We start from the raw sequence: 19,678 nt of genomic DNA, 5'->3' as shown, positions 1-19,678 counted from the left end.
CGGCGGCACCGGCGAAGACGGCGGCAGAGGTACGCATACGGAGCTTGATAGCGGGCATGTAGAGCAAGACCTCAATCGGGTTGGGCCGATGTCACGCCCCGTCTCGACCACGGCCGGACAGGGGCCGAACGATCGCGGGGTGTGACTCGGCGGTGAGCCGTTCACCGGAGGGACAGGAACCGGTGCGGCCGGCGATGAATCCCAAGCTGCCAGAGCGGATCCGCCACCGCCAAGACCCCCTCGCCACGATCCACGGTCGTAGCCGACGAGCCCCGCACCGCCCCGAACGGCACACCGCCCGGCGCCCGTCGATCCCCGCCGACCCTCCCGGCCTGCACGAACACCCCCCAACAACCCGACAAACAGTCTCAAAGAGGTGCAAAACGGACACTACTATCCGTCGTCGCACACCCCATCCCCCTGTGAGCGCACTCACCACCCAAACCCCGGCGACATCACCGACCGGCCCCACCCCCACCACGCAGAGTCAACACCAGCCGCCCGCCACCGTGACCGCCACCACACCCCCACCGACACGGGAACGACACCGAAACCGGGCGTGGCTGAAATGGCGAGGCCGACCCGTACTGCATAGGCTCGAAGGGAATCCGCGCGCCCGCCGGGTCTTCCTGCGGCAGTGTTCGACCGCGGCGGCCGGCCTCCGATCCTGCCGCGCGGGGTTGCGCCGCTCCCGGTGCCGTCATGGACGCGAACGGCGCCGCGCCCCGGGTCGGTCGAGTTCGGTGGGCCGTCCGTCGCACGGTGATCGTCGCAAGGGAGATCGATTCCCGTGGATCTCAACACCATCACCGAAGTCGTCCGCCGCCCGCCGCCGGATCGACCGGGCGCGCACTGGCGCGAGGGCGACGCCTGGCTCGCTGGGGGAACGTGGCTGTTCTCCACGGAGCAGCCGGGCCTGCGTCGCCTGATCGACCTGACGGCGTTGCGTTGGGATGCCCTCGTGCCGAGCGACACGGGCCTTGAGATCGGCGCCACCTGCACCATCCGTGACCTGTACGCCTTCGTGCCGCCGGACGACTGGATCGCGGGCACCCTTTTCGCGACGAGCTGCGACGCGTTCCTGGCCTCGTTCAAGGTGTGGAACTCGGCGACCGTCGGCGGCAACATCTGCATGTCCCTGCCGGCCGGCCCGATGATCACGCTGACGGTCGCCCTGGAGGCGACGTACGAACTGTGCGCCCCGGACGGGTCCGCGCGCGTCGTCGATGCCCTCGACTTCGTGACCGGCGACAACCGGAACGTCCTGACTCCCGGGGAAGTCCTGCGGCGCATCACCATTCCGGCGCGCGCGCTGAGGAAACGCGCCACGCACCGCCGCTTCGCGCTGACCCGCCTCGGCCGTTCGACGGTCTTCCTCATCGGTACTCAGACGCCCGGCACGAACGACCTGCTGCTCACCGTCACGGCCGGCACCACACGGCCGGTGCGCCTTGCCTTCGACACCGTGCCCGATGCCCGGACCCTGCGGCAGAGCATCGACGTCGTCCCCGCCGACGTCTGGTTCGCGGATCCCAACGGGACCCCGGACCACCGTCGTCACCTGACACGGCACTTCGCCGAAGAGATTCGCCGCGAACTCATGGCTGGGAGCCCGGCGTGACCTACATCGTGAACGGCAGACGATTCGACGAGGAACCGGACCCCGGCCAGTGCCTGCGTACCTTCCTCCGTTCACTCGGTCACTACGGCGTCAAGAAGGGCTGCGACGCCGGCGACTGCGGTGCGTGCACGGTGTGGTTGGACGGCACTCCGATCCACAGCTGCATCACCCCCGCGTTCCGCGCGGACGGCCGTGAGGTGACGACGGTCGAGGGCCTCGGATCACCCGGCGATCTGCATCCCGTGCAGCGGCAGTTCCGCGACGCCCCGGGATTCCAGTGCGGCTTCTGCACCGCGGGGATGATCATGACGTCGGCGACGTTCACCGAGGCCCAGAAGGAGGACCTGCCACGGGCGTTGAAGGGCAATCTCTGCCGCTGCACCGGCTACCGGGGGATCGAGGATGCCGTGAAGGGCGTCGTCGGTGTCGAGACGGCCGCCCCGGGTAAGGCCGTGGGGACGAGCGTCGCCATCCCGGCGGCCGACGACGTGGTCACCGGCCGCGCCGAGTTCACGATGGACACCCGCATCGACGGCATGCTGCACCTCAAGGTGCTGCACTCGCCGCACGCGCACGCCCGGATCGTCTCGATCGACAAGACCGCCGCGCTCGCGGTCCCCGGCGTGCATCGCGTCTACACCTGGGAGGACGTGCCACGAAAGCGCTTCACCACGGCGATCCACACCGACCATCTCGTCGATCCGGACGACACCTTCATCCTCGACGACACGGTCCGCTTCGTCGGCCAGCGGGTCGTCGCGGTCCTGGCCGACACGGTCGGGGCGGCGGAGGAGGGCTGCCGGCGGGTCGCCGTCGAGTACGAGGTGCTGCCGGCGGTCTTCGACCCCGAGGAGGCGATGGCCGAGGGGGCGCCGCAGCTGCACGGCTCGCACGACCCCTTCGTCCGCGACCCCGTGCGCAACATCCTGCTGGAGCTCCATGCGCACTTCGGCGATGTCGACGCGGGGTTCGCCGAGGCCGACGTGATCCACGAAGGCACGTACTCCTCGCCGCGCGTGCAGCAGGCGCACCTCGAAACCCACGGCTCGATCGCCTGGATGGAGGACGGCCGCCTGAACGTCCGTACCAGTTCGCAGTCGCCGTCGATCGCGAAGGTCAAACTCGCCTACCTGTTCGCGCTGCGCCCGGACCAGCTCCGGGTGTTCTGCAAGCGCGTGGGCGGCGCCTTCGGTGGCAAGCAGGAGGTGTTCTCGGAGGATCTGGCCGCGCTCGCCACCCTGGACACCGGGCGGCCCGTCTGCTTCGAGTACACCCGCGAGGAGGAGTTCACCACGGCCTCGCCCCGGCATCCGATGACGTTGACGGTCAAACTCGGAGCGAAGGCGGACGGAACGCTGACGGCGTTCCAGGTCCGCAACGTGTCGAACACGGGCGCCTACGGCAACCACGGCGGCGAGACGCTGTACGCGGGTGGCGCGGCCGGCATGATCTACCGCTGTCCCAACAAGAAGTACGACGCCTTCGCCGTCTACACGAACACCGTTCCGAGCGGGGCGCTGCGCGGTTACGGGATGACGCAGCCGACGTTCGCCGTGGAGTCGGCGATGGACGAACTGGCACGCGCCCTGCACCTCGATCCGCTCGAACTGCGGCGCCGCAACATCGTGCGGCCGGGTGATCCGCTCGTCGCCCTGGACGACGGTCCCGACGACCTGCTGTTCACCGAGGAAGGGCTCGCGAAGTGCATCGACCTCGTGGACGACGCTCTGGCCCGTACGTCCGATCAGCCGTCCCCCGGCCCCGGGTGGCTCGTCGGGGTCGGCGTGGCGAGTTCCCTGCACGAGACCGCGCCCCCGACCGAGCACATCTCGGAGGCCTGGGTCACGCTCGGCGACGACCTCAGGTACGAGGTGGCCGTGGGAACGGTCGAGTTCGGCCAGGGCACCCCCACCGCCCATGTCCAGATCGCGGCCGGCCAGCTGGGCACGACGCCGTCGCGGATCCGCCTGGTGCAGTCCGACACCGACCGCACGGGATTCGACACCGGCGCCTTCGCGAGTGCGGGCCTCTTCGTGGCGGGCAACGCGGTGCTTCGAGCGGCCAACGCCGTGCGCGACCGGATCCTGGAATTCGCCGCCGCTCACACGGGCGTCCATGTCGTGCTGTGCTCGATGGACGACGACGGCGTCGTGTGCGGCGACCGGCGGGTGTCGTTGGCCGAGCTCGTCGCCCTGGCCCGCGCGCGCGGAATCCGGTTCACCGCCGCCCGCAAGGCCTACGGATCCCCCCGAAGCGTCGCCTCCAACACGCAGGGTTTCCGCATCGCCGTCCACCGGGTGACGGGCGAGATCCGCATCCTCCACAGCGTCCAGGCGACCGATGCCGGCAACATCATCAACCCCGCGCAGGTCCGGGGGCAGGTGGAGGGCGGTGTCGCCCAGGGGATCGGCTTCACGCTGACCGAGAACTACCTCGTCGACGCCGACGGCGTCATGGTCAACCCGAACTTCCGCAACTACCGCATCCCCGCCTACGCCGATGTCCCCCGTACCGACGTGCTCCTGGTGGAGTCGGCGGATTCCTTCGGGCCCCTGCGGTCGAAGGGGATCGCGGAGTGCTGCATCAATCCGGTGGCCCCCGCGTTGGCGAACGCGCTCCACGACGCCACGGGTGTCCGCTACCGCGCACTGCCCCTGACCCCGGAACGGATCTACGGCCGGCTCAACGAGAGCCGGTCGGTGCCAGCGGCCTGAGCCATGGACACGGACAGGCACCCGAACGGCGGCCGGCACGAGGACGCCGCGGCGACGGCGATCATCGGCCAGAAGGTTCTGCCCGGACTGGAGCGGGAGTACGAGACGTGGCAGGAGGACGTCAACGCCGCCGCCGCCGGCTACGCCGGGTTCCTGAGCGCCGAGATCTCCCCACCGACGCCCCGGCAATCCGACTGGGTCGTCGTCTACCGGTTCGACTCGATCGCCCACATGCAGGTGTGGATCAACAGCGCGACCCGGCAGCGTTTTCTCGACGCCGGCAGCAAGTACTTCGACGGCCCGGCGACCCAGCAGGTCGTCGCCGGCGGCACTCGAACAGCGGATCCGCTGGTGACCGTGGTGGTCACCCATCGGGTCCACCCGCGCCGCGTCGGCGACTTCCTCGCCTGGCAGGACCGCATGAGCCAGGCGGAGAGCACGTTCGAAGGCTTCCGCGGAACCGAGCTCTTCCGCCCGATCGAGGGTCTTCAGGACGAGTGGACCACGCTGTACCGGTTCGACACCGCCGAGCATCTCGACGCCTGGCTGACGTCGGCCGAGCGGCGGGAACTCCTCGCCGAGGGCGCGGAGTTCAGCTCCTTCGAACTGCGCACGATCGACAACTCCTTCGGCAGCTGGTTCGCCTTCGAAGGCGACCGTGGGCAGGCGCCGCCTCCCTCGGAAACCAAAACCGCCGTGGCGGTCTGGGTCGGCCTGTACCCGACCGTGGTGCTGCTGACGCTCGTCCTGTCGCCGCTGAAACTGCCGCTCTGGCTCGGGCTGCTGGTGGGCAACCTGCTGTCGAGCTTCATCATGAGCTTCTTCACGATGCCCTACTACGTGAACCCGCTGCTCAGGCGGTGGCTGCGGCCGTCACCGGACGAACCCGCGGCGCGGACCAACCTCGTCGGCCTCGGCATCGTCGCCGCGGTGATCGCGTTCTGGGTCGTCGTCTTCTACCTCGTGACGACCCGGTTCTGGTCGCTGCCCTGACCTGGTGCTCCGCGCATCGCTCGCGGCGCGGACCCGTCATTCGCGGGCACGGAGGCTGGCTTCCTCGAGGTCGAGTTCGCGCTGGATCCGGCGCCGGGTGGCGTTGCTGATCATGTTCGCTTCGTAGAGGCGCTGGAGCTCGGCCGCCTCGATGCCGATGAGTGTCCGGCGTATCTCGCGGTAGGCGTCGGCGGGACGGGCGTCCGGGTCGCTGTAGTGGGCGTCTTCCGCTTGGTGGATGCGCGCTTCCAGATCGCGACGAGCCTGTTTCAAGGCGGTCTCGGCGGCGGTGCCCAGTTCGGCGAGCTCGTCCAGATCGCCGAGCTGTCTGAGCTCTTCGAGAGCGGTGTGGGCGATGTGCCGGCGGGTCCGGGCCTCCTCGCGGGCGGTGTGCTCCGGTTCCAGGGCGATGCCCGAGCGGCGGACGACAGGAGCGAGGGTGAAGCCCTGGAAGATGACGGTGAGCGCGACGGTCCCGGTGGTGAGCGTGAGGATGAGCGCCCGGTGCGGCAGCGGCGCCCCGGTGTTGGTGACCAGGGGGATGGAGAGCGCGGCGGCCAGCGGCATGACGCCTCGGGTGCCCGCCCAGGACAGGACGGCCGGAACCCGCCAGGAGAGGCGGCTGTCGCCCTCCTTGTGCCGGTAGTGGATCAGGGCGGACAGCGGGAAGACCCACAGCAGGCGGATCGCCAGCACGGTGAAGGCGATCACCGGCACCCACAGCGGCCAGCCGTGCTCGTCGTGCGCGAGGTGACGGACCGCGAAGGGGAGCTCGAGACCGATGAGGGCGAAGACGACGCTCTCCAGTAGGAAGGTCACGGTGTCGTAGACGGCGTGGACCTGGAGCCGGACGGGGGCGTTGCTGAGCTTGTGGCCGGTGCTGCCGAGGACCACCCCGGCCACGATGACGGCGGTCACGCCGGAGGCGTGCGAGTCCTCCGCGATGACGTACGAGGCGTACGGAGTGACCAGGGCGATGACGGTCTCCAGCACGGGGTCCTCGGTCCGTCTGCGGATGAGGGTCACCACCGCGGCGACCGCCGCGCCGATGAGGGCTCCTCCGCCCGCGAGGAGCAGGAACTGCTCGATGGTCCCGGACACGGTGATGGCGCTGCCGGAGACCGCGGTCGCCACGGCGACCTTGTACAGAACCAGCGACGTGGCATCGTTGAACAGGCTTTCCGCCTGCACCATGGCCTGCACCCGCGGTGGGAGGGACAGGCGCCGGCCGAGTGCGGTAACGGCCACGGGGTCGGTGCTGGCCAGGACGGCGCCGAGGATGAACGCGGCCGCGATGGTGAGCGGGGTGATCGCTCGGGCGACATACCCGACGGCGACGGCCGAGACCAGGACCAGACCGAAGACCAGGCCGGTCACGGGCCGCCACACGCTGCGCAGGTCGCGGACGGAGATTTCCCCGGCCGAGGCGTAGAGCAGCGGCGGCAGCACCAGCACGCTGATCACGTGGGGCGCCAGGCGGACCTCGGGAACCCAGGGTATGAGCCCGACGACCAGACCGGCGATGACGAGGAGCGAGGGAGCGGGCAGGCGCCAGCGCCGGGCACCGGTCGCCACCGCCGTGGCGAGGACCACGAGCAGCAGGATGATGGTCAGGCCAGTCATACAGCGTCCCCGGTGGGTTACGGCTTGTTACCCCCCTCTGACCAGGTGCTCTATCAACGTAGCCGGATTACCGACGACCGGCCCACCGCCAACGGCGGCCTCGGCGACGAGGACGGGCCCCCTGGGCGGCGTACGGTGAAAAACGGCTGCTTGAATCTCCCCGCGAGGAGGCACGCCATGTCGACTTTCGTTCGTCGGGCACTGGTCGCCGTCATCGCCGCGCCCTTCCTGGCCTCGGCCGCCATGGTGTCGCAGGCCGCCGCCGCGCCGCCCGTCCCCGAGGCGGTGACGACCGCCACCGCGCTCCCCGCCGTTCCGGCGTACTCCTGCGCCACGCTCAAGAACTGGCTGGATCACCACGACGCGAACACGCCGGAGTGGCGCAAGGTTTCCGTCATGTGGTCGGAGCAGTGCTGACAGTCACCTGCCCGCACCCGACTCCGCTGGGTCCCGGCGCAGGGGCGGTTCGGTGTTGCCCGCCTGTGTGAGGGTGCTGCCACCGCTCGACGAGACGGTCACGTTCGTCGAGGGTTGGCACTGCACAAGGCACATGTCGGACACCAGTCGTCGAAGGAAGGCGCATGCCGTGAAGTTCGCAATCATCGGTGGAACCGGGCTGATCGGGTCACGGGTCGTGGAGAACCTGAACGCTGCCGGGCACCAGGCCGTACCGCACTCCCTGTCCACGGGCGTGGACATCATCACGGGCCAGGGGCTGGAGACGGCCGTGGCGGGCGCCGACGTCGTCGTCAACCTGACGAATTCCCCGACCTTCGACGACGCCTCGCTCGCCTTCTTCCGGACCTCGATGGACAACCTTCTCGCTGCGAGCCGGAAGGGCGGGGTCGGGCACTTCGTCATCCTCTCGATCGTCGGCGTGGACCAGGTGCCCGATCTGGACTACTACCGGGCGAAGGTGCTTCAGGAGGAGATCCTCAAGGCCGGACCGATCCCGTATTCGATCGTCCGTGCCACGCAGTTCATGGAGTTCATGGACGCGACCCTGTCCATGACCGCCGACGGCGACACCATCCGTCTGCCGCGCACGCCGATCCAGCCGATCGCCGCCGCGGATGTCTCCGGCGTGGTCGCCGAAGTCGCCGCAGGCAGCCCTGTGAACGGCATCGTCAACATCGCGGGTCCCGATGTCTACCCGCTCGACGAACTCGGCCGGCTCACCCTGACCGCCAAGGGCGACGGGCGCCGTGTCGTCACCGATGACACCGCCGGCATGTTCGCCGCCGCCCACGGCGACGTCCTCACCGCCCCGAAGGGTGCCCGCATCGCCCCCACCCGCTACACCGACTGGCTCTCCTGAACCGGCTCCTCCGGCGCAGCCGCCGAGCCGGGGGTGGACGGGCCGGATCGCCCGCCCCGGGACGGACGGTCCGTGACAGGGATCGGCGTCAGCGTGAAAACATCAGACACTGACCGGGCGTCGCCGGCCGTGCTCAGGGGGCGGCGAACAGCGCTGGGAAGGCCGGGGCGAGCCACGGCCGGCGGCCCCAGGCGAGGACCTTGCCCCGTAGGAGGGCGTCGGTGGCGCTGTAGCGGCCCAGCGCGATGAGGAGGAACGCGACCGGCTCGGTGAGGATCGTGCAGTCCGGGCGCCGCGGCGGCTCCTGGCTCACCACGGCGACGCCGTCCGTGAAGGTCACGGCGAAGCCTTCCAGGCCGCGAAGGCGCAGCCGGTAGCAGGCGCTGTGGCCGGCCGCGGCGCGGGCGTCCGTCACCCGTGGCATGGCCGTGCGCAGGAACGGCATCGTCAGCCCGGCGCGGTGCCGGTCGATCGGGTGCGGCCGACCCAGGGCGACGGCGATGTCGTAGAGGTGGCCCAGCATGTGGGTCAGCAGGTAGGCGCCGAGGGTGTCCAGGTCCATCGGGCCGAGCGGGGTCAGCACCGGCTCGGTGCCGGCCCGCGGGCCGGCCGCCGCCGTGAACTGCCTTGCCTGCCGGGCGATCTCCTCGGCGAGCACGGCCGGGTCCCGCTCCGGCCGCGCGGCCAGCGAGGCCGCGTTCGCCGCGGCCAGTGATCCCGGGCTGCCGTCCCCGTACGGCCGTTCCTGGCCGGTGGCCAGTGCGGCCATCAGCTCGTTGGCCATCGCCAGGTGTGCGGCGGCCTCGGCGACCGTCCACTCGGCGCCGGGTATCGGGGTGTCGCCACGGCAGCCGGCGAGCAGTGCGACGGCCTCGTCGCCGACCGCGGTGACCGCCTCGAAGAGCGCGCCGCGCGCGGCACCGGGGCGGTGCTCAGGGAGCGGGAGAGTCATGACGGTGAACACTGGCCGAATCGCGCGCCGCTGTCCAGACCCGTGACGCGGTCAGCGGTCGGGCCTGGCAGGGCGGCGATGGCGGGTGTGGTCGCCCGGCACGTGATCCTGTCGGGACGGAGCCGGAAGGATGATCGAAGTAGGTGGTCAGGGCCTGGCCTGGGTGAAACGGCCGCCGAGGTAGCGGTGCTCCGGGTCGTCGGCGGGCAGCTCGCCGAGTTTCGCGATCAGCTCGGCGGCGAAGGTCTCGGCGTCGTCCTGTGGCTGGTAGCCGAACGCCCGGGCCGATGAGAGGTCCCACCAGGCGCGGGTGTTGGCGGAGATGCCGTAGGCCACGGTGCGGCCGGCCACGGGGCCGGTGAGCGCGGCGTGCACGAGGCGGGCGCAGTCGCCGGGGCTGAGCCAGGTGGCGAGCATCCGGATGCTGCGGGGTTCGGCGGTGAAGGAGCCGATGCGCAGGGAGACCGTCTCGATTCCGTGCCGGTCGGCGTACAGCGAGGCGAGGTTCTCGCCGAAGCATTTGGAGAGCCCGTAGTAGGTGTCGGGCCGCTGCGGGGTGGAGAACGGGAATTACCCGCTCGGAAAGTGGCTGCTGGCGTAGACGATCCGGCGTACGCCCGCGGCCCGGGCGGCGTCGTAGAGCCGGTAGGTGCCGTCGATGTTGGCGGCCAGGATGTCGGCGAACGGCGCCTCTCCCGGGATCCCGGCCAGGTGGACCACGGCGTCGACGCCGTCCGCCGCCGTCGCCAGTGCCTCGGCGTCCTGCAGGTCGGCGGTGATCGCGTCGGGTTCGCCGGGCACGGGAAGACGGTCGAAGCAGCGCAGTCGGTAGCCGTATGCGGGCAGCAGCTCCCGCAGGCAGGTGCCTATGCGGCCGGCGGCACCGGTGAGCAGGGCCAGACAGGGCTGGTCGACTATCTGTCGTGTCTCCATGGTTCCTCGCAAGCTCATCGAACTGACGGCCGAATCCGGCGACGTGCGAAGATACCTGACGGCACGCCAGGATTCCTTGTGGTATCCGGAGTTCGCACTCCCCGCCCGCCCTGGGAGCCGGCGGGCCGGCCCGGCCGCGCTGCTGCTCGGCCGCTCGGCTGCGCCCCGTCCCTGCGGAGGGGAGCCGGTCGTCCTGGACGAGAACGGGTGGCGGGGGCGGCTTCCCGCTCCGGGTCGCCGCGGACAGCGGCGACGAAGGCCCGCCAGGTGGGGCGAGTGCGCCCGTCGGGCTCGTCGGACCGGTCAGGGGGCGCCGGCCAGGACCTCCACCTGGCCCGTGTCGAGCGAGTAGTAGGCGCCGACCACGGCGAGGGCGCCCTTTGCCACGAGTGGGGCGAGGTCCTGGTTGGCGCGCAGGTCGGCCGCGGTCAGCGTGACCTGGGCGCGGGCCATGGTCTCGACCGGGTCGGCGCCGCCCTCGCGGACCGCCTGGTCGTACGCCGGCTGCAGGGCCGTGACGATGGCCTGCAGGTTGCCGGGCAGCGGTTTGCCGTCGCGGATGGACTCGTACGCCGCCTTGACGGCGCCGCAGCGCTGGTGCCCGAGGACCACGATGAGCGGGGTGCCACTCGTCATGGGCCCGTACTCGACGGAACCGGTGACCACCGGGCCGACCGCCTCCCCGCCCGTGCGCATCACGTACAGGTCGCCCAGGCCGGTGTCGAAGAGGAGCTCGGGCGGCACCCGCGAGTCGATGCACGAGAGGATCGACCCGAAGGGTTCCTGTTCCTGGGCCACGAGCTGACGCCGGTTCGGATCCCGGTTGGGGTGTTGAAGGTCTCCGCTCACCCAGCGCTTGTTGCCGTCCATCAGCCTGGTGAACGCCGCGGCGGGCGTGGTGGGCCGTGCCTGCGGCGAAGCGCTGGCCGCGGGCGAGTCCGCCCTGGTCGTCGTGCACCCCGCGAGCGCGACCGCGGCGCCCGCGAGCCCGCCGGCCAGCAGCGCCCTACGACTCGGGTGTCCGGCTCCGTCCATCTGCTGTTCCCCTCGATGCCGCTCGGACACGTCCCTGTGTCCCGACCAGGCCGAATTGTTCAGCGTGGTGTGGGCGTCCGGGCGGCAGGCGCGGGTGGGCGCGGGCCACATTGCCGCGAACGGCCCACAGAACGCGCTCGGACAGCGGCGTGAACCGCTGCCCGGGTTTGGGTTCGGGCACAGGCCGAAGTGGCGGGTCGAGATGACGCCCGGCCGACTCGGGTGGGGTGTCCCGGGGCGACCTCAGCGGTGCGGGCCGTCGGGGCAGACATGGCTGGACTCGCGCGCGTGAGCGCTGAACAGTGTCGGGAAGTCCGGGTCCTCGTCGGTGGTGAAGTAGAAGTCCACTGTCACATCGGGCAGATCGGCGACGGTGGTCTCCATGGTGAACTGCGGGAGGGAATGGGTCTCGACGCGCCGCTCCCAGCGCACACCGGCAGCGGCCAGGGCCGCCGAGAGCTCCAGGAAGCCGGGCGGGCCCGGGAAGGAACGGTACGCACCGGGCTCGCCGACGGGGAGGGTCACGCTGTCGTACCAGGTACGGACGGAGACCCCGTTGATGATCCCGCAGCGACACACCTCGACCGACATGCACCCGTACTGAAACCACCGCGGCCACGGCAGACGCTCGACCACCCGGCCTGACTGCTCGGGCTTGCCCCGAGCGGGCACGGGGAACGGCCCGAGCGGCCGCAGCCCGGCGAAATCCCCGGTGGCACCGAACCGCGTCAGAAGGTCCAGCAAGCCCACTGTTTCCATGCGCTGATCCTGGCACAGTCGGCGGGCACCTCCCTCGCCGGATGGGCAGCCGGCCACTTCACCCCGACCGCCCCCCTTCGCCGTCACGGCCGCGGCCGGCCTGTGCCGCCGGTTGCGGATGCGATGCCGCGCCGCGTGTCCGCACCACGCGATACGGTTCGCATCCTCACAATCGACCCCGCCACCGGCAGGGTGCGCTGGCGACGAGCCCTGGACGCCACGGCCGGCAGCCCGGTCTAACCTCTCGGCGGGGTGCGGCCGGTCGGCCCAGCGCGCGCCCACGAGTCGTGGGCGCGGCCGGGTCGCGTGCCTATCGTGGGTCGGTGACCGATCATCGGACAGTTCGGCCCGCTGTCGCCCGGACGGGCTACCTCCTGGCCGCCTTCGCCTTCGCCGTCTGCATGACCGGAACCACCCTGCCGACTCCGCTGTACGGGCTGTACCAGGAGCGGATCGGCTTCTCCGAGCTGACGGTGACGGTCGTGTTCGCCGTCTACGCCTTCGGCGTCATCGGCGTCCTGCTGCTGGCCGGCAACGTCTCCGACATCGTCGGGCGCCGTCCCGTCCTGCTCTGCGGGCTGATCTTCGCGGCCGCCAGCGCCGTCGTCTTCCTGGCCGCGGACAGCGTGCCGCTGCTGTGCCTGGGCCGCCTGCTGTCCGGTCTGTCGGCGGGCTTGTTCACCGGCACCGCCACCGCGTACGTGATGGAGCTCGCCCCGCCAGGGCAGCGGGGCCGCGCGGGCTTCGTCGCGACCGCCGCCAACATGGGCAGCCTCGGCTTCGGACCGTTGCTGTCGGGCCTGCTCTCCCAGTACGCGCCCCACCCCCTGGTGCTGCCGTTCGCCGTGCACCTGGTGCTGCTCACCGCGTCCTTCGCCCTCCTGCTGCTGCTGCCGGAGACCGTCGCCGACACCCGCCCGCTGCGCAGCGCCCGGCCCGACCGGCCCGATCTGCCGCCGCAGGTGCGCCGGGTGTTCGTCCCGGCCGGGATCGCCGCCTTCGCCGGGTTCGCCCTGCTGGGCCTGTTCACCTCCGTCAGCCCCGCCTTCCTCGCCGAGGGCCTGAACGTCCACAACCGCGCGGTCGTCGGCCTCGTCGTCTTCGCGGTCTTCCTCGCCTCCACCCTCGGCCAGCTCCTCGTCCCCCGGTTCGGCACCGCGCGGGCGATCCCCCTGGGCTGCCTGGTGCTGATCGGCGGGCTGGCGCTGCTGGCGGGTTCGCTCGCCTGGACCGCCCTGCCGCCCCTGGTGCTGGCCGCGCTGGTGGGCGGCACCGGCCAGGGCATGGGCCTGCGCGGCGCGGTGGGCGAGGTCGCCGCCGCGAGCCCCGCCGAGCACCGCGGCGGCGCCCTCTCCGCGCTCTTCGTGGTCGCCTACTTCGGCATCTCGATCCCCGTCATCGGCATCGGCCTGCTCGCCGGGCCGCTCGGCCTGGCCCACGCCGGCCTGGTCTTCGCCGCCTGCATGGCCCTCCTCGCCGCCGCCTCCGGCGCCTACCTGCTGCGCCGGGCGAGCATCGGGGCCTGAACCGCGACCTCCGGCGGTCCCCCACCCGACAACCGTGACCCGGACGGCGGCGGCCCGCCGGGTGCGAGGACACTGCACGCGGCGGGCCGTCGGGTGTGCGGGGTTGTGGGCCGTGGGTCGTGGGTCAGCGCACGGTCACGGTGAACACGGGAGAGGCGGTGTTCGCGCTGATGATGCGCAGCTCGTTCAGGCCCTTGATGCCGAGCTTCACGCCGAGGGAGTAGGAGCCGTTGTGGGTCGTGTGCACGGAGGCCGGCAGGGTGACCCACGTGCCGTGCTGCTTCTGCTGCAGGGTCACCGTGCTTCCGGCCTTGAGGCCGGTGGTGGTGCCGGTGACACGGAACAGCTGCCAGGCCTGGACGGACGAGACCGACGGCTTGGCGGTGATGGCGGCGGACGCGGCGGACGCGGCGGACGTGGCGGAGGCGGCCGGGGCGGCCGGGGCGGCCGCCATGGCGGTGCCCGCCGTACCGAGGAGGAGCGCGCTGAGGGCGGCAACGGCGGCCAGGCGCAGGGAATTCCGCTTGGAGACGATCACGGGTGCACCCCTTTCAGGGGGAGGTGGTCGTTCGGCCCGAAGACACCGTCGGTGTGGTTCGGGCGCTGTCATCCGATGGGACGCCTCACATGACGCCACCGGTTGTGTGCGGAACGTCACTGTCATGTAACAGTCGGAAGTGCCGGACGTCGGTGGCGGGCGGTTCGGCGCGCAGTCCGGGCGGGGGTGGGTCCTGGAGGTGTCTGCGGGGGTGCGCCGATGGGCGGCCCCCGGTGGCGGGGGCGTCGCCGGAGCCGCGGGCCTGGCCTGCGACGATGGCCCCGTCGGCTGATCGAGCAGGGGGACCGCATGGAGCTACGGCAGCTGCGCTGCTTCGTCGCCGTCGCAGAGGAACTGCATTTCGGCCGGGCCGCCGAGAGGCTGCTGCTCGGCCAGCCCGCCGTGAGCCAGCAGGTCCGGCGCCTGGAGCGGGAGTTGAAGGTCGAGTTGTTCGACCGCTCGCCCCGGTACGTCCGGCTGACCCCGGCCGGCGAGCGTTTCCTGCCCGCCGCCAGGGACGTGCTGGCCGCCGAGGACGCCGCCCGCGCCCTCGCCGCCGATCTGGCCGCGCCCGCCGTGCTGCGGCTCGGCACCATCACGGGGCTCGGCGAGCGGCTCGACCTGATCCTGGACACCTACCAGCGGCGGGCTCCCGGCGTGCGCGTCGAACTTCATTCCGCCCCGGTGCGGGAGCGGCTCGCGCGGCTGGCGGACGGCCGCCTCGACGCCGCGTTCGTGCGCGGTGCCATCCCCGGGAGCAGCGCCGATCTTCGGTTCCTGCCCGTCTGGCAGGACGAGTTGGTACTCGCGCTGCCCGCCCGGCACGCCCTCGCCGACCAGGCCGAGGTCGATCTCGCGGAACTGGCCGCCCTGCCGCTGCGGCTGACCGAACGCCGTAACCACCCGGCGCTGGTGGACCTGGTGATGGGCGCCTGCGCGCAGGCCGGCTTTCAGCCGGTCCCGGGCCCGACCCACAGCACCCTGCAGGACACCCTGGCCGCGATCGGCGCCGGGATCCCGATGTGGACGGTGGTGTACGCGGCCAACGCCCGGATGGTGAACACCCATCGGGTCGCCTTCCGCCCCTGCCGCACCCCGCTGGCCCTGCCGACCTCGATCGCCGTACGGCGCCTGGCCCCGCTCCCCGGGTTGCTCCTGGAGGCCTGCCGCCAGACGGCCCCGACCTGGGACGATCAGGATTCGTGATCGCTGTCAGAGCGATTCGGGTCTGGGTGCGGGCGGCCCGATCGGGTGGACTGTTCCCAGCCGGAAAAACCGGCGGAGGAAGACCCGGTAGGGGATCCCGGTAGGGAGACCCGGTGAGGAGCCGAAGATGCCGATCGTCACCATTCAGCAGGGCCCGCGCAACGTCGAGCAGAAGCGTGAGCTGGTCAAGAGGGTCACCGAGGCCTTCGTGGAGACCCTGGAGGTTCCCGCCGAGAGCGTGTTCGTGTGGGTCCAGGAGTACCAGTCGGAGAACTGGGGCGTGGCCGGCAAGCTGACCGCGGACCGGTAGCCGGCCCGGTTCCGGCCCGATGCGGCACGACAGGCCGGTGCAGGCCACGCCCTTCCGGGTGCGGTGGCCAGCACCGGCGGGCCGAGAGGGCCGGGAGGACGAGCTGCGGCGCGCGGCCCCCTCGGCCGGTCCCGGACGGCCCGTCATGGTTCAGCATGATCTTGCGAGGAAACCCCGGCCCTTCGTCGGAAGGAATCGCATCGTTGGCCCGGAGCCGCGAAACGGCGGAGGTCTCTGCGTCACCGTTCGGGCGGGCATTGTCAGTGCCTCCTTGTAGGTTGCCGGTATGAAGACCGTGACGCGGGTGCACTCCAGAGCCGACGCCTGATCAGGCGTCGGCTCTGGAGTGCACCCTGCGCGCGGTCAACGAAGCGGCGTGCTGGGTGTCCGGTGTCGCGTTCGAGCGTGGCGTTCCGCGTGAGTACGAGTTGCGCAAGCACACCTATGCCGAGTTGAGGGCCCGTGAGCTCGGGGCGCAGGCCGCGCAGCATGTGATCAAGAAGGTTCGTGACGCCTACACGACGTTGAAGGCGAACATCCGGGCCGGGAACCTTGGCCGACCGGGGTCGAAGCGCCGGGCCAAGGCGGAGTCCAAGCCGATCACCTTCCGCCCGGAGGCGGCCCAGCCTTACGACGACCGTTGCCTGAGCTGGCAGTACGACCAACAGACCGTGTCCATCTGGACCACGTCCGGGCGGTTGAAGGGCGTGCGGTTCGCGTGTTCGCCGGATGCGCTCAAGACCCTGCGCTCCTACCGGAAGGGCGAGTCGGATCTGATCCGGCGTGATGGCGCGTTCTACCTGATCGCTGTCTGCAACGTGCCCGAGAAGCCGCTCAACGAGAACCCTGTCGGGTTCCTCGGCGTGGATCTAGGGATCGTCAACATCGCCACCACTTCGGACGGTGCCCGCCATGCCGGGCGCGGCCTGAACCGGCACCGCAAGCGACAGCTCGACCTTCGCAAGAAATTGCAGGCCAAGGGCACCAAATCCGCGAAGCGGCTGCTCAAGAAACGCGCCCGAAAGGAAGCCCGGTACGCGGCGGACGTCAACCACCGCATCTCCAAGTCCATCGTCACCACCGCTGAACGCACCGGCCACGGTGTCGCTCTGGAAGACCTGAGCGGCATCCGCGACCGGGTACGGCTCCGCAAGGACCAGCGGACCCCTCTGCACTCATGGGGCTTCCACCAACTCGGCCAGTACATCGCGTACAAGGCCAAGCGAGCCGGAGTGCCGCTGGTGTACGTCGACCCGGCGTACACCAGCCAGCAATGCTCCGAGTGCGGCCACATCGACCGGAAGAACCGGCCAAACCAAGCAGAGTTCGCGTGCCGCGCCTGCGGCGTCATGATGCACGCGGACCTCAACGGCTCCCGCAACATCGCCGCTCGCGGCGCTGCCGCGTGGACAGCGGGGCGTCAGTCATGCGTCCCAGAGCCGGCCTGACGCCAGCTCTCAGACGTGGGAGGCCACGCGACAGCCAGCCGCGCCCTACCCACAAGCCCAGCCCTTAGGGCCAGGTCAAGTTGACTCCCCGCCGGCCACCAGGCCGTCCAGCTCGTCGGGGTCGACGCTGAGCGTCACCCCCCCGTACGTCTCGTCGGCACTGCCCCGGTACTGGTGGATGCGGTGGCCGATCCACAGGTCGTCGGGCAGCCCGTCCTGTCCGCTGGTCGTGGGCTGCCCGTCCCAGCGGGCGTACCAGAGGGCGTCGGGCATCGGGTCGCGGCCGGCCTGGGCGGCGGCGACGATGTCCGCGATGCCGGAGTCCATGCTGGAGTAGAAGCCTGACCGGTACCCGGCCGCGTGCAGCGCCTGGGTCCAGCCGGCGGTGAAGTCGACCACCGCGCGGCTGCACACCTCGTCGCCCGCCGGGTAGGCCTCCATGTCGAGGTACACCGGGCTGCCCGGCCCGAGCCCCAGCCCCTGCAGCGCCGCGGCCGCCTCGCCCGCCTCCTGTGCGCCCTGTTCCTCGGCCAGGTCCGGGTCGATCCGCAGCGGCTTGTCGTCGCGCTCGGCGCAGGGTGCCTGGAGTCCGACGTGGGTGGGCACCACCTTCCACCCCATCGCCCGGACCGCGGCGACCCACTGGGGCGTCAGCCTGGGCTGCTCGCAGCCGCGCTGGCCGCCGCTGCTGTAGATGTTCACCGCGCCGTAGGGCGAGGCGGTGCGCCAGACGTCCATGGCCTCCTCCGGCGGGGCCGAGCAGGCGTCGAACCCGGCCCCGGTGAACCGGTACTCCGGCAGCGGTTCGGTGGAGCCGTCGGGCGGCGCGGCGAGGGGCGCGGGAGGGGCGGCCGACGGTGCCGTCGACTGTACGGCGGCCGGCTGCCACGTGCCGGGGGCCTGCCTGTGGACGGCACCGGGGAGCATGACGAGTGAGACCGCCAGGAGCGCGGTCGGAGAGGGAAGGCGCATCCCCCCGTCCTAGCCGTCCGGCGCGGGCCTGACGTGCCATCACGGCGACGCGTCGCGTCCGTTCACCCAGTTCACGTATCCGCGGCCGGCTCGCCCGCGGGCGAGGGCGTCTACTCCCCCGCCCGGCCCGCCGCGTCGCGCTCGGCGAACACCTCGCGGGCGGCGGCGATCCCGTTGAGGGCGGCCGGGAAGCCCGCGTAGACCGCCATCTGGACGATCGCCTCGATCGCCTCCTCCCGGGTGCCGCCGACGTTGAGCAGCCCGTGCAGGTGGACCCGCAGTTGCGGGGCGGCGGTGCCGAGCGCGGTGCAGGCGGCCACGGTGGCCAGTTCACGGGTCTTCAGGTCGAGGGCAGGACGCGAGTAGACGTCGGCGAAGGCGAAGTCGACGATGTAGTCGGCCAGGACCGGGGCGATGTCCGCCAGCGAGGCGACGACGCGCTCCCCGGCCTCCCCGTCGACCCGCTTGAGCGCGGCGAGCCCGCGCTCGTGCCGCTCCCGCAGCGTCTGCGCGCCGTCGGTGTCGCTTCGCGCGGGGGTGAAGTCGAGCTCCGGCCGGGCCTCGAAGGCGGCCTTGGCCACGGCCATGCCGTTGAGCGCCGCCGGGATGCCGGTGTAGACCGCCACGTGGAGGACCGTCTCGACGATCTCGGCGGGCTCGACGCCGATGTTGAGGGCGCCGTCGATGTGGAAGCGCAGCTGCGGGGCCGCGGTGCCCAGTGCGGTCAGGGCGGCGACGTTGATCAGCTGCCGCTGGGCGAGGGTGAGGCCGGGACGGGCGTACACATCGCCGTAGCCGAACTCGACGGTCAGCCGGGCGAGGTCCGGGGCGATGTCGCCGAGGCCGTTCAGGATGTCCGAGCCCTCGGGGCCGGCGATCTCGTGCAGGAGGGCCAGCCCGCGCTCGAAGCGGTCGGCGGACGGGGACGGGGACGGGGAGGCGACGGCGGTGGTCATGGCGGCCTTCCTTGGGTTCGTGAGCAGCAGTCGACGACGTTACGAAACGTTTCGTAACGTCGATGAGGCTAGGGCGGCACGGTGCCGACTGTCAAAACGAAACGTAACGTCACGTCTGGGCTAGACTCGGGCCATGACCCCCCAGCCGAACCCCGAACGCCGAAGCGAACGCGCCCGCCGCGCCGTCCTGGACGCCGTCTTCGAGGTGGCCGGGGCCAAGGGGTACGGCAAGACCACCATCGAGGCCATCGCCGCGACCGCGGGCGTCGGCAAGCCGACCATCTACCGCTGGTGGCCGTCCAAGGGCGCGATCGCCCTGGACGCCGTCAACGACCGGATCGGCGACTCCATGGACTTCCCCGACACCGGGGACATCGCCGCCGACCTCACCGCCCAGCTCGCCGCCGTGGCCGCCATGCTCACCGGCGACATCGGCACGCTCTACCGCGGCATCATCGCCGAGGCCCAGAGCGACCCCGACCTCGCCGCCGCCCTGCGCGCCACCTTCCTCGAACCCCGGATCCGGCGGTGCGTCCGCCGCCTCGACACCGCCGTGGCCGCCGGCCAGCTCCGGGCCGACCTGCCCACCCGCACGATGGTCGACATCCTCTACGCCCCGGTCTACTACCGGATCCTGCTCGGCTCCGGCCCCGAGGAGACCCTGCGCAGCCCCCTGCTCGTCGAGACCGTCCTGGAGGGCCTGCGCCCCTCCTGACGCCCGCTCCGACCCGCCGGGCGCAGCGGGTCAAGGGTGCCCGCCCGCGGCGGACGCCC

At 71.4% G+C, this 19,678-nt stretch carries 17 protein-coding genes and 1 pseudogene; 10 read left to right on the top strand and 8 right to left on the bottom strand.

What is annotated here, in order from left to right; translation table 11 throughout:
• Positions 1-790 precede the first annotated feature (790 nt).
• Genes ACIRYZ_RS27975 through ACIRYZ_RS27965 form a run of 3 tightly spaced genes read left to right on the top strand, consistent with a single transcriptional unit; the run spans position 791 to position 5,328 of the window.
• On the top strand, positions 791-1,621 hold the full coding sequence (locus ACIRYZ_RS27975) for an FAD binding domain-containing protein (protein ID WP_402949176.1): 831 nt from the start codon (positions 791-793) through the stop codon (positions 1,619-1,621).
• Complete coding sequence (locus ACIRYZ_RS27970) at positions 1,618-4,335, top strand: molybdopterin-dependent oxidoreductase (protein ID WP_402949173.1); 2,718 nt, start codon at positions 1,618-1,620, stop codon at positions 4,333-4,335. Before ACIRYZ_RS27975 ends, ACIRYZ_RS27970 begins: the two co-directional genes overlap by 4 nt.
• Before the next feature lie 3 nt (positions 4,336-4,338).
• Complete coding sequence (locus ACIRYZ_RS27965) at positions 4,339-5,328, top strand: antibiotic biosynthesis monooxygenase (RefSeq protein WP_402949170.1); 990 nt, start codon at positions 4,339-4,341, stop codon at positions 5,326-5,328.
• A gap of 36 nt (positions 5,329-5,364) precedes the next feature.
• Here the strand turns inward: ACIRYZ_RS27965 and ACIRYZ_RS27960 are convergent, their stop codons facing one another.
• Positions 5,365-6,951, bottom strand: coding sequence for a Na+/H+ antiporter (locus ACIRYZ_RS27960; RefSeq protein WP_402949168.1), 1,587 nt, complete (start codon positions 6,949-6,951; stop codon positions 5,365-5,367).
• Positions 6,952-7,128: 177 nt separating this feature from the next.
• Between ACIRYZ_RS27960 and ACIRYZ_RS27955 the strand changes: the two genes are divergently transcribed.
• Positions 7,129-7,368 carry a hypothetical protein gene (locus ACIRYZ_RS27955; protein WP_402949165.1) on the top strand — a complete coding sequence of 80 codons (240 nt, stop codon included), beginning with the start codon at positions 7,129-7,131 and terminating at the stop codon, positions 7,366-7,368.
• 169 nt (positions 7,369-7,537) lie between these two features.
• Positions 7,538-8,269 carry an SDR family oxidoreductase gene (locus ACIRYZ_RS27950; RefSeq protein WP_402949163.1) on the top strand — a complete coding sequence of 244 codons (732 nt, stop codon included), beginning with the start codon at positions 7,538-7,540 and terminating at the stop codon, positions 8,267-8,269.
• Between the two features lie 133 nt (positions 8,270-8,402).
• Here ACIRYZ_RS27950 and ACIRYZ_RS27945 read toward each other — a convergent pair whose 3' ends face one another.
• The 4 genes and pseudogenes from ACIRYZ_RS27945 to ACIRYZ_RS27930 all read right to left on the bottom strand — a co-directional run bounded on the left by ACIRYZ_RS27945 (position 8,403) and on the right by ACIRYZ_RS27930 (position 11,780).
• Positions 8,403-9,221, bottom strand: coding sequence for a maleylpyruvate isomerase family mycothiol-dependent enzyme (locus tag ACIRYZ_RS27945; RefSeq protein ID WP_402949160.1), 819 nt, complete (start codon positions 9,219-9,221; stop codon positions 8,403-8,405).
• A gap of 147 nt (positions 9,222-9,368) precedes the next feature.
• Positions 9,369-10,154 (bottom strand): annotated as a pseudogene (locus ACIRYZ_RS27940) (NAD-dependent epimerase/dehydratase family protein).
• A 303-nt stretch (positions 10,155-10,457) separates the two neighbouring features.
• A complete protein-coding gene (locus ACIRYZ_RS27935; protein ID WP_402949157.1) occupies positions 10,458-11,189 on the bottom strand; it encodes a carbonic anhydrase in 732 nt (243 codons plus the stop codon).
• Between the two features lie 243 nt (positions 11,190-11,432).
• A complete protein-coding gene (locus ACIRYZ_RS27930) occupies positions 11,433-11,780 on the bottom strand; it encodes a hypothetical protein (protein ID WP_402949155.1) in 348 nt (115 codons plus the stop codon).
• Positions 11,781-12,271: 491 nt separating this feature from the next.
• Between ACIRYZ_RS27930 and ACIRYZ_RS27925 the strand changes: the two genes are divergently transcribed.
• A complete protein-coding gene (locus ACIRYZ_RS27925) occupies positions 12,272-13,474 on the top strand; it encodes an MFS transporter (protein ID WP_402949152.1) in 1,203 nt (400 codons plus the stop codon).
• 124 nt (positions 13,475-13,598) lie between these two features.
• On the opposite strand, the gene ACIRYZ_RS27920 is transcribed toward ACIRYZ_RS27925, so the two are convergent.
• Positions 13,599-14,012, bottom strand: coding sequence for a hypothetical protein (locus ACIRYZ_RS27920; protein ID WP_402949149.1), 414 nt, complete (start codon positions 14,010-14,012; stop codon positions 13,599-13,601).
• Between the two features lie 309 nt (positions 14,013-14,321).
• On the opposite strand from ACIRYZ_RS27920, the gene ACIRYZ_RS27915 reads away from it, so the two are divergent.
• The 3 genes from ACIRYZ_RS27915 (at position 14,322) to ACIRYZ_RS27905 (ending at position 16,976) form a co-directional block, all read left to right on the top strand.
• On the top strand, positions 14,322-15,218 hold the full coding sequence (locus tag ACIRYZ_RS27915; protein WP_402949147.1) for a LysR substrate-binding domain-containing protein: 897 nt from the start codon (positions 14,322-14,324) through the stop codon (positions 15,216-15,218).
• 127 nt (positions 15,219-15,345) lie between these two features.
• Positions 15,346-15,528: a 4-oxalocrotonate tautomerase DmpI gene (dmpI, locus tag ACIRYZ_RS27910; protein ID WP_402949145.1), complete on the top strand. Its 183-nt coding sequence runs from the start codon at positions 15,346-15,348 to the stop codon at positions 15,526-15,528.
• A 341-nt stretch (positions 15,529-15,869) separates the two neighbouring features.
• Positions 15,870-16,976 carry an RNA-guided endonuclease InsQ/TnpB family protein gene (locus tag ACIRYZ_RS27905; RefSeq protein WP_402949189.1) on the top strand — a complete coding sequence of 369 codons (1,107 nt, stop codon included), beginning with the start codon at positions 15,870-15,872 and terminating at the stop codon, positions 16,974-16,976.
• A 75-nt stretch (positions 16,977-17,051) separates the two neighbouring features.
• Here the strand turns inward: ACIRYZ_RS27905 and ACIRYZ_RS27900 are convergent, their stop codons facing one another.
• Positions 17,052-17,948, bottom strand: a complete 897-nt coding sequence (locus tag ACIRYZ_RS27900) for a DUF1906 domain-containing protein (RefSeq protein WP_402949143.1) — start codon at positions 17,946-17,948, stop codon at positions 17,052-17,054.
• A gap of 110 nt (positions 17,949-18,058) precedes the next feature.
• Positions 18,059-18,904: a carboxymuconolactone decarboxylase family protein gene (locus ACIRYZ_RS27895; protein ID WP_402949141.1), complete on the bottom strand. Its 846-nt coding sequence runs from the start codon at positions 18,902-18,904 to the stop codon at positions 18,059-18,061.
• Positions 18,905-19,037: 133 nt separating this feature from the next.
• Here ACIRYZ_RS27895 and ACIRYZ_RS27890 point away from each other — a divergent pair, with 133 nt between their 5' ends.
• Complete coding sequence (locus ACIRYZ_RS27890; RefSeq protein WP_402949138.1) at positions 19,038-19,619, top strand: TetR/AcrR family transcriptional regulator; 582 nt, start codon at positions 19,038-19,040, stop codon at positions 19,617-19,619.
• Positions 19,620-19,678 lie beyond the last annotated feature (59 nt).

This window comes from Kitasatospora sp. NPDC101155 (genome assembly GCF_044768305.1).
Taxonomy (GTDB): domain Bacteria; phylum Actinomycetota; class Actinomycetes; order Streptomycetales; family Streptomycetaceae; genus Kitasatospora.
Note: the sequence above shows the minus strand (reverse complement) of the source record. Positions and strands in the feature narration are given on the sequence as shown.